Genomic DNA, 16,620 nt, shown 5'->3' on the forward strand with positions numbered 1-16,620 from the left:
GTGCTCCCCGGATCCATTCCCTGTTGACAGAGATTGTATGAGCGCCGAGTCGAAGAAAGCCCACAATTTTATTCAGAGCCTGATCGAAGACGCCATCGCCAAGGGTGAGCACGCTGGCAAGGTCGTTACCCGTTTTCCGCCGGAGCCCAACGGCTACCTGCACGTTGGTCACGCCAAGTCGATCTGCTTGAACTTTGGTATTGCGCAAACCTTCGGTGGCGAGTGTAACCTTCGCTTTGACGACACCAACCCGGAAAAGGAAAGTCAGGAATACATCGATGCCATCAAGCAGGACGTCGAGTGGCTGGGCTACGAGTGGGCGGACGACGTACGTTACGCCTCAGATTACTTTGACCAGCTGTACGCCTTTGCCGAGGAGTTGATCGAAAAAGGCAAGGCCTATGTGTGTGCACTGAATGCTGAGCAGATGGCTGAATACCGTGGTTCCCTGAAGGAGCCCGGCAAGAACAGCCCATACCGGGACCGCCCGGTGGAAGAAAGCCTGCAGTTGTTCCGGGACATGCGCGACGGTAAGTTCGAGAACGGCGAGTTGGTGTTGCGGGCCAAGATCGATATGGCCTCCCCGAACATCAACCTGCGGGACCCGATTCTTTACCGCATTCGCTACGCCGACCATCACCAGACCGGAAGCAAGTGGTGCATCTACCCGATGTACGACTTCACCCACCCGATTTCTGATGCCTTGGAGGGGATTACTCACTCCCTGTGTACGCTCGAATTCGAAGACCACCGCCCCCTGTACGACTGGGTGCTGGATAACATCACCGTTCCGTGCCATCCGCGCCAGATTGAGTTTGCGCGGCTGAACCTGAATTATACCATCACCAGCAAACGCAAGCTGAAGCGCCTGGTGGACGAACATGTGGTAGAGGGATGGAACGATCCGCGTATGCCGACTATTTCCGGCATGCGCCGCCGTGGTTACACCCCGGAATCCATACGCAGCTTCTGCGACATGATCGGTGTTAACAAAGCTGGTGGTACCGTTGATGTAGGTATGTTGGAGTATGCCATCCGGGAAGACCTGAACGACCGGGCGCCCCGCGCCATGTGCGTCATGCGCCCGCTAAAAGTGACTCTCACCAACTACCCGGCTGATCAGACCGAAACCCTGACCTTGCCGGTGCACCCGCAGAAGCCGGAGATGGGGGAGCGGGACGTCACCTGGAGCCAGACTCTGTACATCGACCGGGAAGACTTCGAGGTGGAGCCGCCGCGTAAGTGGAAACGTCTGGCGCCGGAGCAGGCGGTGCGTCTGCGCGGAGGTTACGTGATGACCTGTAAAGAGGTGGTGCGCGATGACAGCGGTGAGATCGTTGAACTCAAATGCGAGTACGATCCGAACACGTTGGGTGTGAACCCGGAAGGTTACAAGCCTAACGGCGTGATTCACTGGGTATCGGCCAATGACAGCATCGAAACCGATATCAACCTGTATGACCGACTGTTTAACCACGAGAGCCCGGACAGCGACAAGGAAGGTGACTTCCTGGATCACCTGAACCCGGAGTCCCTGGTGGTGCTGAAGGGCGCGCGGGTTGAGAAAAGTCTGGCCGAGCCAAGGACCGATTTACCGTATCAGTTCGAGCGTGAGGGCTATTTCTTCTGTGATCAGGAGCTGACAGCCAAGGCCGGCAAGCCGGTGTTCAACCGGACAGTCACACTTCGGGATTCCTGGGGCAAGGGAGGCAAGTAATGCGTATCTACAATACGCTGACGCAGCAGAAGGAAGCGTTCAAGACCATCGAGCCAGGTAAGGTACGCATGTACGTGTGTGGCATGACGGTCTACGACTACTGCCACCTGGGCCACGCCCGGGTGTTGGTGGCCTTCGATGTGGTTACCCGTTACCTGCGCCACCGTGGCTATGATGTGACTTACGTGCGTAACATCACCGACATCGACGACAAGATCCTGCGCCGGGCCGATGAAAATGGTGAGGTCTACACCGACCTGACCGACCGCATGATTCACGCCATGCATGAAGACGAAGCTCGCCTGGGTGTGCTGGCTCCCAGCGATGAGCCGCGGGCTACCGCCTACATCGACGATATCATCGCCATGATCCAGACGCTGATTGCGGGCAACCATGCCTACGCGGCTGATAACGGTGACGTGTATTTCGCGGTGGATTCCTTCCCGGACTACGGCAAACTGAGCAAGAAAAAACTCGAAGACCTGGTGGCCGGTGCCCGGGTGGATGTGCAGGAAGCCAAGCGCAGCCCTGCGGATTTTGCCTTGTGGAAAGCCGCCAAGCCTGGCGAAGTTAGCTGGCAGTCTCCCTGGGGCGATGGCCGACCGGGCTGGCATATCGAGTGCTCGGCTATGTCCACCAAGTGCCTGGGCGACACCTTCGACATTCACGGTGGCGGGCCGGATCTGCTGTTCCCGCACCACGAGAACGAAATTGCCCAGTCGGAATGTGCCACCGGCCACAAGTTTGTACATACATGGATGCACGCCGGCGCCATTCGGGTGAACAAAGAGAAGATGTCCAAGTCTTTGGGCAACTTCTTTACCATCCGGGAAATCCTGGAAAAGTATCCGGCGGAAGTGGTGCGCTACTTTCTGGTCTCCAGCCATTATCGCAGCCAGGTGGACTATTCCGAGGAAAGTCTTGCTGAGGCAGGGCGGACGTTGACCAAGCTGTATCATGCCCTGCGGGGTATTACCCCGGCCAAGGACAGTGACGTGCCGGAGACCGACCACGATCACCGGTTCGCCGAAGTGATGGACGACGATTTCAATACCGCCGGTGCCATCGCCGTATTGCATGCCGTGGCCAACGACATCAATCATCACCGCCGTGAAGGCGATGACGAGCAGGCCAAGCGCAGCGCAGCCATTCTGGTTCGTCTGGGTGGCGTGCTGGGGCTGCTTCAGCAAAACCCGGAAGCTTTCTTCCAGGCCGATACCGGTAGTGAGCTGACTGCTGAAGATATTGAGGCCATGATTCAGGACCGCGCCGATGCCCGCAAAGCGAAAGATTTTGCTGGGGCCGATCGTATCCGGGATGAGCTGCTCGAAAAGGGTATTATTCTGGACGACAGTCGCGAAGGCACCACCTGGCGCCGGGCCTGACTCGTACCATTACACCTAAAGCCGCATTGTGCTGCATGGGAATGACCTTGTAGGGAATTTCACGTACAATGCGGCGCTCAAATCAGAATGCCCCGCGCCCGTGGCGCTAGAAGGGGAGTCGGGAACTACAAACCCATTGAGGCAAGCAACGATGACAGAACGCGTTCAAGTTGGCGGCATCCAGATCGCCAAGAATCTGTACGATTTCGTAAATAACGAAGCGATCCCGGGCACCGGTGTTGACGCTGACAAATTCTGGGCCGAGTTCGACAAAATTGTGAACGAACTGGCTCCGCGCAACCGCGAATTGCTGGCCAAGCGTGATGCCCTCCAGGAAAAGATGGATGCCTGGAACCGTGACCACAAGGGCCAGAAGCTGGACATGGCCGAGTACAAGGCGTTCCTGAAAGAGATCGGTTACCTGGTCGATGAGCCCGCCGATTTCAAAATCTCTACTGCCAACGTAGATCCGGAAATCGCTACCATGGCCGGCCCGCAATTGGTTGTTCCGGTGATGAACGCCCGTTTCGCCTTGAACGCCGCCAATGCGCGCTGGGGTAGCCTGTACGATGCCCTCTACGGCACCGATGCTATTTCCGAGGAAGATGGCGCTGATAAAGGTCGCGGCTATAACCCGGTTCGCGGTGCCAAGGTCATCGAGTGGGCCCGCAACCTGCTGGACGGCTCTGCGCCCCTGGCTTCCGGTAGCCATAAAGATGCTGCCAAATACTACATCGACGGCGGAAAACTGGCGGTGAAACTGCAGAATGGTGAAGTCACCGGCCTGAAAGACGAGTCCGGCTTTGTTGGCTACACCGGTGCCGCCGATGCCCCCACTGGCGTTCTGCTGGTGAAGAATGGCATGCACTTTGAAATCCAGATCGATGCCAGCCATCCGATCGGCAAAGACGATGGTGCCAACGTCAAAGACGTGCTGATGGAATCTGCCCTGACTACCATCATGGACTGCGAAGACTCCGTTGCGGCGGTAGACGCAGACGACAAGGTAGTAGCCTACAAGAACTGGCTCGGCCTGATGAAAGGTGACCTGGAAGAGTCCTTCGAGAAGGGCGGCCAGATGATGACTCGCCGTATGAACGGCGACCGCACCTACACCGGTGCTGATGGCAGCGAACTGACCCTGAAGGGCCGCAGCCTGCTGTTCGTTCGTAACGTTGGCCACCTGATGACCAACCCGGCCATCCTGCTGAAAGACGGTAACGAGATTCCGGAAGGCCTGATGGATGGCCTGGTCACTTCACTGATCGCCATTCACGACCTGAAGGCTGATGGCAAGTTCCAGAACAGCACCAAGGGCTCTGTTTACATTGTTAAGCCCAAGCAGCACGGTCCGGAAGAGGTGGCGTTCACCAACGAATTCTTCGGTCGTGTTGAAGATGCGCTTGGCCTGCCGCGCTTTACCCTGAAAGTGGGCATCATGGATGAAGAGCGCCGTACCACGGTGAACCTGAAAGCCTGTATCCACGCGGCCAAAGATCGCACCGTGTTCATTAACACCGGCTTCCTGGACCGCACCGGCGACGAGATTCACACCTCCATGGAGCTGGGTCCGTTCATCCGTAAGGGCCCGATGAAGCTGGCTACCTGGATCAACGCCTACGAGCAGTGGAACGTAGATATCGGCCTGGAAGCGGGTCTGTCTGGTGTAGCGCAGATTGGTAAGGGTATGTGGGCCATGCCTGACCTGATGGCCGGCATGCTGGAAGCCAAGATTGGCCACCCGAAGTCTGGCGCCAACACCGCCTGGGTTCCGTCGCCGACGGCCGCTACCTTGCACGCCACCCACTACCACCAGGTGAACGTGTTTGATGTGCAGAAAGAGCTGGCTAACCGTCAGCGGGCGTCTCTGGACGACATCCTGACGGTTCCGGTGATGGACGATCCGTCTTCACTGAGCGCGGAAGACATCCAGCAGGAGTTGGACAACAATGCCCAGGGTATCCTTGGCTACGTTGTACGCTGGATCGACCAGGGCGTGGGCTGTTCCAAGGTGCCGGACATCAACGATGTAGGCCTGATGGAAGACCGCGCGACCCTGCGTATCTCTTCACAGCTGCTGTGCAACTGGCTGTACCACGGTATCTGCTCCGAAGAGCAGATCATGGAAACCATGAAGCGCATGGCTGCCGTAGTAGACAAGCAGAACGCCGGTGATGCCGCGTACCGCAACATGGCCCCGAACTTCGATGACAGCATCGCCTTCCAGGCAGCTGTGGATCTGGTTCTGAAAGGCCGCGAGCAGCCGGCCGGCTACACCGAGCCACTGCTGCACGCCTACCGCCAGAAGGCCAAGGCCAAGTACGGGCAGTAATCTGCTCCGTGTTCAAAAAACCCGCTTCGGCGGGTTTTTTTGGGGTCTGGCCCCTGGGGTCTGTCCCCGCATGGGGACTGACCCATTTTGGACCCATGGGCTCTAGCTGTGGGGCGGGGGCGGGCAAATGGGGGTCAGTCCCCTTTGGGGACAGACCCTTGGGAGTCTGACCCATTTTGGACCCATGGGCTCGAGCTTTGGCATTGGGGTCTGTCCCCGAATGGGGACTGACCCATTTTGGACCCATGGGCTCGAGCTTCGGGGCAGGGGCGGGCAAAGGTGGGTCAGTCCCCGTTCGGGGACAGACCCTTGTGAAGCACATCCGCCGCGTAAAGGGTGTTCTCCAGCAGGGTGGCGATGGTCATGGGGCCTACGCCGCCGGGGACCGGGGTGATGTAGGAGGCGCGTTCGGCGGCTGCGGCGAAGTCTACGTCGCCGCAGAGCTTGCCGTCGTCCATGCGGTTGATGCCCACGTCAATCACGGTGGCGCCGGGTTTTACCCACTCGCCTTTGATGATGCCGGGCTTACCGACGGCGGCAATCAGGATGTCCGCCTCACCCACAAACTTCTCCAGGTTGCCGGTGAACCGGTGGCATACGGTGGTGGTGGCGCCTTTCAGCAACAGTTCCATGCTCATGGGCCGACCCACGATGTTTGAGGCGCCGACAATGACCGCGTGCTGACCTTTGTAGGGTGTGCCTATGGAGTCGAGCAGGGTGATCACGCCGGCCGGTGTACAAGGGCGCAGACAGGGCTTGCGCTGCATCAGGCGGCCGATATTGTAGGGGTGAAAGCCGTCCACGTCTTTATCCGGGCGAATCTTTACCAGGATCGGGTCGGCGTCGAGGTGTGAGGGCAGGGGGAGCTGAACCAGGATGCCATCTACGGCGGGGTTTTCGTTCAACTCATCAATCAGTGCTTCCAGGGCCGCCTGAGAGGTGTCTTCGGGCAGGTCATAGGACAGCGACAGAATGCCCGCTTCATCGCAGGCTTTGCGTTTATTACCCACGTACACGTGGGAGGCGGGGTCGTTGCCCACCAGAACCACTGCCAGGCCGGGTGCTCTCAGGCCTTTGGCTTTCCGGGCCTGTACGCCCGCAGCCACCTGTTGTCGAACCCGGACGGCGATCTCTTTTCCGTTAATCAGTTTGGCGCTCATGTTTCCGTCTTGTCGGTTGGGCATGAATAGTGAAGAAGTGAAGGCCGGGCATTGTCTCATGCTTCGGCATTTACGCCAATGCGCTGAACCGGGACTCAGGCAAAGCTCCGTGGGGAACTTTTTGTGCCTGCCCGGGTCTTCTTAGGCAACGTTATCTCTATGATTTTTGAAATCGTTGTTGACGGATGCCTCAGCCGCCGGTAATATGCGCGCCAACTTTGCTGAGGCACTTGTTGTTCAGTCGAAACGGGGTATAGCGCAGTCTGGTAGCGCGCCTGCTTTGGGAGCAGGATGTCGGGAGTTCGAATCTCTCTACCCCGACCATTTTCTGGATATTCAGGTGGGCGAACGGTCAAGCGCCCGTAGCTCAGCTGGATAGAGCATCCGCCTTCTAAGCGGATGGTCGCAGGTTCGAGTCCTGCCGGGCGCGCCATCAAGTCGTGAGTCCGGACCGGATCGCCAAACCAGCAAAGTTGAAGCAAGCAGTAGTGAGTGCCAAAGGCACCTCCCTGATGTGGTGGACGTAGCTCAGTTGGTAGAGCTCAGGATTGTGACTCCTGCGGTCGAGGGTTCGAACCCCTTCGTCCACCCCACTTTTCCCCTTGTTTGTTTTTCTGCCTGTCTGTACGGCGTTTGGTCGTTTCGGTACAGTGCCAGATACGCGAGAGTGGCGGAATTGGTAGACGCACTGGATTTAGGTTCCAGCGGGGCAACCCGTGAGAGTTCGAGTCTCTCCTCTCGCACCACCCTTTCTTTTTTCAGTAATGCCCCCATTTTTGTCTATGTCGGTTGTGGCACTGGTCTCAAAGCGATATTCAGCCTTACCGGGTGATTCTCTCGGTGGGGTAAACCGTGATAAACTACCGGCTTTTAATTTTGCGTCCCTTTCGGGCTTGTCGCTTTGAACAGGGTTTTGTCTTAATTTTCATTCACCTACAGAATCTGTAATTTGAGGAACTTCCATGCAAGTGTCTGTTGAAACGACCTCTAACATCGAGCGTCGCATGACGATTGGTGTGCCCGCCCAGGAAATCGATCAGGCGGTTCAGAAACGCCTGCAGGAAACTGCCCGTTCCGTGCGCCTGAACGGTTTCCGTCCTGGCAAGGTGCCCATGAGCGTGGTCAAGCGTCGTTTCGGTGACAGCGTTCGCCAGGAAGTGGTTGGCGAGGCCATGCGCGACCATTACATCAAGGCACTGCAGGAGCAGGATATCAACCCGGCTGGCTGGCCGAAGTTTGAACCGAAAACCATGGAAGAGGGCAAAGACCTCGAGTTCGTGGCCATCTTCGAAGTGCTGCCTGAAATCGAGCTGGGCGACCTGTCCAAGGTTGAGGTAGAGAAGCCGGTTGCCGAAGTGACCGACAAAGACATCGATACCATGATTGACAACCTGCGTCGTCAGCAGGCCACCATGAAAGAAGTCAAGCGCAAGTCCAAGAACAAAGATGTTCTGACCATCGACTTCAAAGGCTTCATCGAAGGTGAAGAGTTTGAAGGCGGCGCCGCTGAAGGCCATCGTCTGACTCTGGGTTCTGGTCAGATGATCCCGGGCTTCGAAAAGGCCATTGTTGGTGGTAAGGCCGGTGAAGATCTGGAAATCGAAGTGGAGTTCCCCGAGGACTACCACAACGAAGACCTGGCTGGTAAGCCAGCCAAGTTCGATATCAAGATCCACAAGGTAGAAGAGCCGCAGCTGCCGGAACTGGACCAGGAGTTCTTCAAGAAGTTCGGTATTGAAGCCGAAGACGAAGCGACCTTCCGTGAAGAAGTGAAGAAAAACATGGAGCGCGAGCTCAAGCAGGCGGTGTCCAACAAGGTCAAGAACGACGTTGTTGACGGACTGCTGGAAACCACCGAGCTGGAGATTCCGGCTGCCCTGGTGGATCAGGAAATTGATCGCCTGCGTCAGGATGCCGTTCAGCGTTTTGGTGGCCAGGTTGACTTCCAGCAGCTGCCCAAGGAAATCTTCGAAGAGCAGGCCAAGCGCCGGGTGAAGACTGGCTTGTTGTTCCAGGAAGTGGTCAAGAAGAACGACCTGAAGGCCGAGCCGGCCCAGGTGGATGAAAAGATCCAGGAGATCGCATCTACGTATGAACAGCCTGAAGAGGTTGTTGCGCACTTCACCAACAACCCGGACCAGAAAGCTCAGATCGAGTCATCTGTTCTGGAAGATGCCGTGGTGGACTATGTGCTTGGTCAGGCCAAAGTGAAAGAGAAGAAAATGAAGTACGAAGAAGCGGTTCAGGCCGGTCAGCCCCAGCGCTGATGGCCCCGGGCCTGGCCCGGAGTCGCTTTCTGGAAACAGCCGGCGTGTCCGGCTGTTTTCATCTGGGCTCACTGGTGGCAGAGTATAAGGGTATCCTGACGATCACTTCCGGATATCCTGCCACAGGAGTCCATGCCCATTGTCCATAAGGAGTTCAGGCGCACATGACGCAGAAACCGTTTGATGGCCCTACAATGATAACCAACGCCGGTCTGGTGCCGATCGTAATTGAACAGACGGCACGCGGAGAGCGTTCCTTTGATATCTATTCCCGGCTGCTCAAGGAACGGGTGATTTTTCTGGTTGGCCCGGTCGAAGACCACATGGCAAACCTGGTCGTTGCTCAGCTGCTGTTCCTGGAATCCGAAAATCCGGACAAGGACATCCACCTTTATATCAACAGCCCAGGCGGCTCTGTGACTGCTGGTATGTCCATCTACGACACCATGCAGTTTGTAAAGCCGGATGTTGCCACCTTGTGTATCGGCCAGGCGGCCAGCATGGGCGCCTTCCTGCTGTCAGGGGGTACCAAGGGTAAACGGGCGTGCCTGCCGAATTCCCGGGTGATGATTCATCAGCCGCTGGGTGGTTACCAGGGGCAGGCGACGGATATCGAGATTCATACTCGCGAAATCCTGAAGATTCGCCATACCCTCAACACCTTGCTGGCGGAGCACACCGGCCAGGATCTCGAGACCATCGCGCGCGACACTGACCGCGACAATTTCATGGATCCGCAGCAGGCGAAAGAGTACGGGTTGATCGATACAATACTTGATAAGCGCGTACCGAATAAATAATACTGAAAGTCATCGCATCATCCCTGGTCGGCGTATTGTTTGATTGCGCCGACCAACGAAGAACAGAGGTATTTCAATGGCAGATGAAAGAAACGGCAGAGGCGACGATAACGGCAAGTTGCTGTACTGCTCGTTTTGTGGAAAGAGCCAGCATGAAGTCCGTAAGCTCATTGCAGGGCCCTCGGTGTTCATCTGCGACGAGTGCGTTGACCTGTGCAACGACATTATTCGCGAAGAGATTCAGGAAAACGCCCAGGAAGAGGCCAGTGATCGTCTTCCCACACCGGCGGAAATCCGCGAGACCCTGAACGAATATGTGATTGGCCAGGACCGCGCCAAAGTTGTGCTGTCTGTCGCGGTTTACAACCACTACAAGCGCCTGCGCTATGGCGAAGGCAAAAGCGACGTTGAACTGGGTAAGAGTAACATCCTGCTGATCGGTCCGACCGGGAGTGGCAAGACCCTGCTGGCCGAGACACTGGCCCGGATGCTGAACGTGCCGTTCACCATTGCCGACGCCACCACGCTCACCGAAGCCGGCTATGTGGGTGAAGATGTCGAGAACATCATCCAGAAGCTGCTGCAGAAGTGTGATTACGATGTCGAAAAAGCGCAGCGCGGCATCGTCTATATCGACGAAATCGACAAGATTTCCCGCAAATCCGACAACCCGTCGATCACCCGAGATGTATCCGGTGAAGGTGTGCAGCAAGCGCTCCTGAAACTGATCGAGGGTACGGTCGCGTCGGTTCCGCCCCAGGGTGGTCGCAAGCATCCGCAGCAGGAGTTTCTGCAGGTAGACACCACCAACATGCTGTTTATTTGCGGTGGCGCTTTTGCCGGCCTGGAGAAAGTGATCCAGGAGCGTTCGGAGCGCAGTTCCATAGGCTTCTCCGCAACGGTGAAGAGCCAGGACGACAGCAAGAATACCGGTGACATCATCCGTGATGTCGAAACCGAGGATCTTGTGAAATTTGGTCTGATTCCGGAGTTTGTTGGCCGTTTGCCGGTGGTTGCTACGCTGACAGAGCTGGATGAACAAGCCCTGGTGCAAATCCTCACCGAGCCCAAGAACGCGCTGACCAAGCAGTATCAGAAGCTGTTTGATATGGAAGGCGTGGAGCTGGACTTCCGGGAAGACGCGCTGCGAGCTGTAGCGCGCAAGGCGATGGAGCGCAAAACCGGTGCCCGGGGCCTCCGTTCAATCATGGAAGCCACACTGCTGGATACCATGTACCAGATTCCATCTGAACATGATGTTTCCAAGGTGGTGATTGATGCCAGCGTCATCAGTGGTGACTCTGAGCCGTTCAAGATCTACGCAAGCAGCGACCATGCCAAAGCGGTACCCGAGGACTGACTGAGTTCTGAGGTCATTTGGCAGTGCATTGAAAAGGGGCGACTATCGCCCCTTTTTCATGACGCTGAATGCTGTTCCTGCCCATCGGTTCCTTTCGTAAAAAGATTGCAATTTTCGCCGCCGCCCCAATGATGGGTGATATGCTGAATAAAATGCTGTCAGAGGATTCCCTATGACCCGTATATCTGAAGAAACCGTGCAAGACTACCCGTTACTCCCGCTGCGGGACGTAGTGGTGTTTCCGCACATGGTGGTCCCGTTGTTTGTGGGCCGGGAGAAGTCCATCCAGGCACTGGAAGCCGCGATGGAGGGCAGCAAGGAAATCCTTCTGGTCGCCCAGAAAGACGCCTCAACCGATGAGCCTGGTGCCGTGGATGTATTCTCCATGGGTACTTTGGCCACCGTACTGCAGATGCTTCGTCTGCCGGATGGTACCGTCAAGGTGCTGGTTGAGGGCAATGCCAGGGCCAGCATTACCGATATTTCCGAGGGTGATTTCCTGTCAGGACAGGCCATTCTGATGGAAGAAGAGTCGTTGCCTGAGCGCGAGGAGGATGTGCTCACCAAGACCCTGATGGACGAATTCGAAAAGTATGTGAAGCTGTCTAAGAAGGTGCCGTCAGAGGTTTCCAATGCCTTGACGGGTATTCAGGAGCTTGAGCGCCTGGTGGATACCATGGCGGCCCATCTTGAAATGCGGATTCCCGAGAAGCAGGAATTGCTGGAGGCACTGGACGTTCGCAAGCGTGTTGACCTGCTGCTGGGCAAACTGGACGGCGAGATCGACCTGATTGAGGTGGAAAAGCGCATCCGCGGACGCGTCAAGAAACAGATGGAGCGGAGCCAGCGCGAGTATTACCTGAACGAGCAGATGAAGGCCATCCAGAAAGAGATGGGCAATCTGGGCGAGGGCAATAACGACTTCGAAGAACTCGAGCAGAAGCTTGAGGAAGCCGGCCTGCCGGAAGAGGCGCGCAAGAAAACCGAAACAGAACTCAACAAATTGAAGATGATGTCACCCATGTCAGCGGAAGCCACCGTTGTGCGGGGTTACATCGACTGGATGCTGGCGGTGCCCTGGAAAAAACGCAGCCGCGTGCGGCACGATCTGGAGAAGGCCCGTGAGATCCTGGATAAGGACCACTACGGCCTGGATGAGGTGAAGAAGCGCATCCTTGAGTACCTGGCAGTGCAAAGCCGTGTGAAGAAGGTCAAGGGGCCTGTGCTTTGCCTGGTTGGGCCTCCCGGCGTCGGCAAGACGTCTCTTGGGCAGTCCATCGCTAAGGCGACTAACCGCAAGTATACCCGGATGGCTCTGGGCGGCGTTCGGGATGAGGCAGAGATTCGCGGGCATCGGAAAACCTATATTGGCGCTCTGCCGGGTAAGCTGCTGCAGAAGCTGTCCAAGGTTGGAGTAAAGAACCCGCTGTTCCTGTTCGATGAAATCGACAAGATGGGTATGGACCACCGGGGTGATCCGGCGTCAGCCTTGCTTGAGGTGCTGGACCCTGAGCAGAATCACACCTTTAACGATCATTACCTGGAGGTGGATTACGACCTCTCGGACGTGATGTTCGTGTGTACCTCCAACTCCATGGATATTCCGCCGGCCCTGCTGGACCGGATGGAGATCATCCGGATTCCGGGCTACACCGAGGAAGAAAAGGTCAATATTGCTCTGCGCTACCTGTTGCCCAAGCAGATCAAGGCAAACGGCTTGCGCAAGGACGAACTGAAGATTCCCGAAGCGACACTCCGTGACCTGATCCGCTACTACACCCGTGAGGCGGGTGTGCGCGGCCTGGAGCGGGAAATCGCCAAGATCTGCCGGAAGGTGGTCAGGGAGCACGTAGAGGCCAACGACAAGGCCTCTGTGACCCTCTCGCCCGAGATGCTGGAGGACTACTCCGGCGTCAAGAAATTCAAGTATGGTCTGGCGGAAGAGAAGAACGAAATCGGTCAGGTGACCGGACTTGCCTGGACCCAGGTGGGCGGTGAACTGTTGACCATCGAGTGTGCCCTGACCCCAGGTAAAGGTAGAGTGGTCAAGACCGGTTCACTGGGTGATGTCATGCAGGAGTCGATCCAGACGGCCCTGACGGTGGTTCGCAGCCGGGCTTCTGGCCTTGGCATTGCCGATGACTTCCATGAAAAGCACGACCTCCACGTGCACGTACCTGAGGGTGCAACGCCAAAAGATGGTCCCAGTGCTGGTATTGGCATGTGCACAGCGCTGGTGTCTGCGCTGACCAAAATTCCGGTCCGGGCCGAGGTGGCCATGACCGGTGAGATTACCCTTCGGGGTAAAGTTCTGGCGATTGGCGGGCTCAAGGAGAAGCTGCTGGCAGCCCATCGGGGTGGCATCAAGACCGTCATTATTCCGGATGAAAATGTCAGGGATCTCAAAGAGATACCGGATAATATAAAAGACTCTCTTGAGATTCGTCCGGTGAAGTGGATTGATGAGGTTCTGGACATTGCACTGGCTTACCAGCCAGAGCCACGCACCGCCGATTCGGCAAAAGAGGGAGCCTCGTCGAAAGCCGGAGACGATGCCGGCGATGCTGCCGAGCGCATAAATACACATTAAACACCCGATGAGTTGTTGACATGCCTGAGAGCCCGTTGGTATAACTGTTTCGCCGTGAAGCAGCCAATACCAAGGGCTCCCGCGCAGTAAGTGCCTATTCCGAACACCGGTGTACTACCGAAAGGAATAAGAAAACTGAAGAATGGAATTCTCCGACCGCATATGCGATAGTCGGGAACGTCCTCGAAAAACAAACCGACCTATAACATCTTCAACCTGAAATCGAAGGGGTTTAGTGTGAACAAGTCCGAACTTATCGATGCAATTGCAGAGTCCGCAGATATCTCCAAAGCTGCAGCTGGCCGTGCGCTGGATGCCATGACCAACTCCATCACTGGAGCACTGAAGAAAGGCGATCAGGTTACCCTGATCGGCTTCGGTACCTTTTCTGTGAAAGAGCGCGCCGCCCGTACCGGCCGCAACCCGCAGACTGGCGCTGAAATCAAGATTCCGGCCTCTAAAGTGCCTGGATTCAAAGCAGGCAAGGCCCTGAAAGACGCCGTTAAGTAAAGGCTCTTTCTTTGGCAGCTTTCGCTTGCGAAAGCTGCCGCAAGAATTCAAGGCGCATTCCGGACAGGGTGCGCCTTTTTACGTTAAAGTGCAGCCGCCTCACCAATAACACCAGCACGACCTTGAACAGGGATTCAGGAACAACATGCTTCAAGATATTCGGGATAACGCCCAGGGTACTATTGCAAAGGTTATTATCGGCCTTCTGATCATTTCTCTGTCAATCTGGGGGATGGACGCCATTGTTGGCGGTTTTTCCGGTGAGCCGGAAGTGGCCACTGTTAACGGAGACTCCATCACCGAGCGTGAGTTTTTGCGCACCGTGCAGCTGGAAACACAGCAGCGGCTCATGCAGATGGACAGCCCGGATCCCTCCATGCTGGATGAAGATCAGATCCGCCGGGATGTGCTGGAATCCCTGATCCAGGAGCGGGTACTGACCCTCGACGCCCAGGCCCAGGGACTGGAGCTGTCGGATGCCGACATCGATGCGCTGATTACCCAGATGCCCCAGTTTCAGGTAGACGGCCAGTTTAACCGTGATCGGTTTGTGGCAACGGTACGCAATGTTGGCATGGGCGTGGGTGAATTCCGCGAGAACATGCGGAAGAACTACGTGGTCAACCAGATTCGTGCGTCCATCGCGCAGACCGGTATTGTGGCCAGTGAAAACGCCGCACAACTGTTGCGTATCCAGAACCAGACCCGCGATTTCCGTGTGCTGACCGTTAGCGCAGACTCTCTGTCTGAGCAGATTACGGTAACCGAGGAAGAGATTCAGTCGTTTTACGACGACAACGCCGATCAGTTCCGCGAGCCCGAGCAGGTGAACGCGGCTTACATTACGCTGTCGTTGGGCGCCCTGGCGGATGTGATCGAAATCTCCGAGGAAGACCTGCGGGCCTTCTACGGTGAGCGGGCCGAAGAATACGCCCGTGAGGAGCGGCGCGCTGCCCATATCCTGATTGAAGACGGTAGCGATGCTGAGGCTACCATCGCGTCGATTCAGGAGCGTTTGGAGGCAGGTGAATCGTTCTCGGACCTGGCCGAGGAATTCTCCGCTGATACGGTTTCCGCCCGTGACGGTGGTGACCTGGGTTATGCCGGTCGTGGTGTCTACGATGAGGCCTTCGAGAACGCGCTCTTTGCCCTGGAAGAAGGTGAAGTGTCGGGCCCGGTTGAAACCAGCTTTGGTATCCACCTGATTCGACTGGATGGCGTGCGTCGTTCCGATGTTCCGTCTTTTGAGTCGCTGCAGGGCGAGTTGCGTGATGAACTGGCCCGCAGCCGCGCCAGCGAGCGCTTTGCTGAAGTGCGTGCCCAATTGGCCGATGCAGCCTACGCTGCGGACGATCTGGCGGGCCCGGCAGCAGAGCTTGGCCTGGAAGTGCGGGAAGTGGACGGAGTTACCCGGGAGGGTGGAGCCGCGCCTTTCGATCACGCCGGGCTGGTGCGTCAGCTGTTCTCTGATGACGTACTGCAGGGCGGTTTCAACACCGAGTTGATCGATGTTGGTGACAACGCGTCTGTGGTGGCTCGCGTCCGCGAATACTTGGAGCCTCGTCAGCGTGAGCTGGCCGACGTTCGTGACGACATTGCCGCCATGTTGGAAGCGCGCAAGACCCGGCAGGTGCTTGAGGCGAGAGTGGATGAGCTGATGGCTGCCCTGGAAGCGGGAGAAGATCCCGAATCGCTGAATGCCGGTGACTGGCAGCGCTTCGAGAACCAGGGGCGAGACGGCGCTAACCTGAGCCGATTTGTGGTGCAGCGTGCCTTTGCCATGCCGCGCCCGGACGAAGGTAATCCTTCCATGGCCAAAGCCGTTGGCCAGCGTGAGGCGGCGATTATTCTGGTTGATGCCGTAAACGAAGGTGCGGTGGATACAGATGGCGCTGAATACCAGCAGTTGCGTCAATTCCTGACCCAGCTCGAGGGCCAGCGTGAGTACATGGCTTATCAGCAATACCTGAGAAACACCGCGGAGGTCGACAGGGATTGATTCCCGGGTGTGATGAAAAGCGATTAAAAAAGGGTGCCGATCAGGCACCCTTTTTTGTGCATGTCAGGGCATCAGTTGGCTTTTTTGATATACACCGTGGGAGTCTCGCCGGTTACGTCGAAATAGAAGCCGTACACCGCCGATTCCGGCGGCGTGAAACGGAAGTTCTCAAACACGGCAGAGCAGTTCGCTCGAACCGGCGTGTTGAGCGTTACCTCCTTGTCGTCTTTCTCGGACAGGTAACCGCAGTTGGTCCCATTGCTCCAGTTGGCATCGCCAAACTTGAATTCATAGGGTTGGCCGTCCGCCTTTAATTCGATTTCCGTTCGGTAGACGCCGGTGTCGACCTTTTTGACCTTGTATTCGGGCAGGGCATCCCACCAGGCAAACTGCCCGCGCAGATAAAGTGACTGGCTGTAGTCACGCTCACCACCGGTGGTGGCACAGCCGGTCATGGCAAGCACAGAGACCAGAGCCAGATTGCCAAGTACTTTTTTCAT

The 16,620-nt window shown here is 56.8% G+C and carries 11 protein-coding genes and 4 tRNA genes; 13 read left to right on the forward strand and 2 right to left on the reverse strand.

The window, feature by feature from the left end; genetic code table 11:
* Window positions 1-37: 37 nt before the first annotated feature.
* The 3 genes from J122_RS02175 (at window position 38) to J122_RS02185 (ending at window position 5,434) form a co-directional block, all read left to right on the forward strand.
* Entirely contained in the window at window positions 38-1,717 is a 1,680-nt protein-coding gene (locus tag J122_RS02175) for a glutamine--tRNA ligase/YqeY domain fusion protein (protein WP_061330960.1), read from the forward strand.
* The gene (gene cysS, locus J122_RS02180) at window positions 1,717-3,102 is read left to right on the forward strand and encodes a cysteine--tRNA ligase (protein ID WP_061330961.1); all 1,386 of its coding nucleotides are present in this window, start codon (window positions 1,717-1,719) and stop codon (window positions 3,100-3,102) included. The genes J122_RS02175 and cysS overlap by 1 nt, the downstream gene beginning before the upstream one ends.
* 151 nt (window positions 3,103-3,253) lie before the next feature.
* Window positions 3,254-5,434, forward strand: coding sequence for a malate synthase G (locus tag J122_RS02185; RefSeq protein ID WP_061330962.1), 2,181 nt, complete (start codon window positions 3,254-3,256; stop codon window positions 5,432-5,434).
* Window positions 5,435-5,718: 284 nt separating this feature from the next.
* Here J122_RS02185 and folD read toward each other — a convergent pair whose 3' ends face one another.
* On the reverse strand, window positions 5,719-6,594 hold the full coding sequence (gene folD, locus J122_RS02190) for a bifunctional methylenetetrahydrofolate dehydrogenase/methenyltetrahydrofolate cyclohydrolase FolD (RefSeq protein WP_061330963.1): 876 nt from the start codon (window positions 6,592-6,594) through the stop codon (window positions 5,719-5,721).
* 247 nt (window positions 6,595-6,841) lie between these two features.
* On the opposite strand from folD, the gene J122_RS02195 reads away from it, so the two are divergent.
* The 10 genes from J122_RS02195 (at window position 6,842) to J122_RS02240 (ending at window position 16,120) form a co-directional block, all read left to right on the forward strand.
* Window positions 6,842-6,918 (forward strand) — tRNA-Pro (locus tag J122_RS02195).
* 32 nt (window positions 6,919-6,950) lie between these two features.
* Window positions 6,951-7,027 (forward strand) — tRNA-Arg (locus J122_RS02200).
* An 84-nt stretch (window positions 7,028-7,111) separates the two neighbouring features.
* A tRNA-His gene (locus tag J122_RS02205) sits at window positions 7,112-7,187 on the forward strand.
* Between the two features lie 68 nt (window positions 7,188-7,255).
* Window positions 7,256-7,340, forward strand: a tRNA-Leu gene (locus J122_RS02210).
* A gap of 216 nt (window positions 7,341-7,556) precedes the next feature.
* On the forward strand, window positions 7,557-8,861 hold the full coding sequence (gene tig, locus J122_RS02215) for a trigger factor (protein ID WP_061330964.1): 1,305 nt from the start codon (window positions 7,557-7,559) through the stop codon (window positions 8,859-8,861).
* A 164-nt stretch (window positions 8,862-9,025) separates the two neighbouring features.
* Window positions 9,026-9,661 (forward strand): ATP-dependent Clp endopeptidase proteolytic subunit ClpP, encoded by a 636-nt coding sequence (clpP, locus tag J122_RS02220; RefSeq protein WP_058090435.1) that lies wholly within the window; start codon window positions 9,026-9,028, stop codon window positions 9,659-9,661.
* Between the two features lie 76 nt (window positions 9,662-9,737).
* Window positions 9,738-11,021, forward strand: a complete 1,284-nt coding sequence (clpX, locus tag J122_RS02225; protein ID WP_058090436.1) for an ATP-dependent Clp protease ATP-binding subunit ClpX — start codon at window positions 9,738-9,740, stop codon at window positions 11,019-11,021.
* A gap of 172 nt (window positions 11,022-11,193) precedes the next feature.
* Window positions 11,194-13,611 carry an endopeptidase La gene (gene lon, locus J122_RS02230; protein ID WP_061330965.1) on the forward strand — a complete coding sequence of 806 codons (2,418 nt, stop codon included), beginning with the start codon at window positions 11,194-11,196 and terminating at the stop codon, window positions 13,609-13,611.
* 237 nt (window positions 13,612-13,848) lie between these two features.
* On the forward strand, window positions 13,849-14,121 hold the full coding sequence (locus tag J122_RS02235; RefSeq protein WP_008174603.1) for an HU family DNA-binding protein: 273 nt from the start codon (window positions 13,849-13,851) through the stop codon (window positions 14,119-14,121).
* Window positions 14,122-14,266: 145 nt separating this feature from the next.
* On the forward strand, window positions 14,267-16,120 hold the full coding sequence (locus J122_RS02240; RefSeq protein WP_061330966.1) for a SurA N-terminal domain-containing protein: 1,854 nt from the start codon (window positions 14,267-14,269) through the stop codon (window positions 16,118-16,120).
* Between the two features lie 71 nt (window positions 16,121-16,191).
* On the opposite strand, the gene J122_RS02245 is transcribed toward J122_RS02240, so the two are convergent.
* A complete protein-coding gene (locus J122_RS02245) occupies window positions 16,192-16,620 on the reverse strand; it encodes a hypothetical protein (RefSeq protein ID WP_061331164.1) in 429 nt (142 codons plus the stop codon).

The sequence above is a fragment of the Marinobacter excellens LAMA 842 genome, assembly GCF_001574445.1.
In the GTDB taxonomy this organism is placed as follows: Bacteria; Pseudomonadota; Gammaproteobacteria; order Pseudomonadales; family Oleiphilaceae; genus Marinobacter; species Marinobacter shengliensis.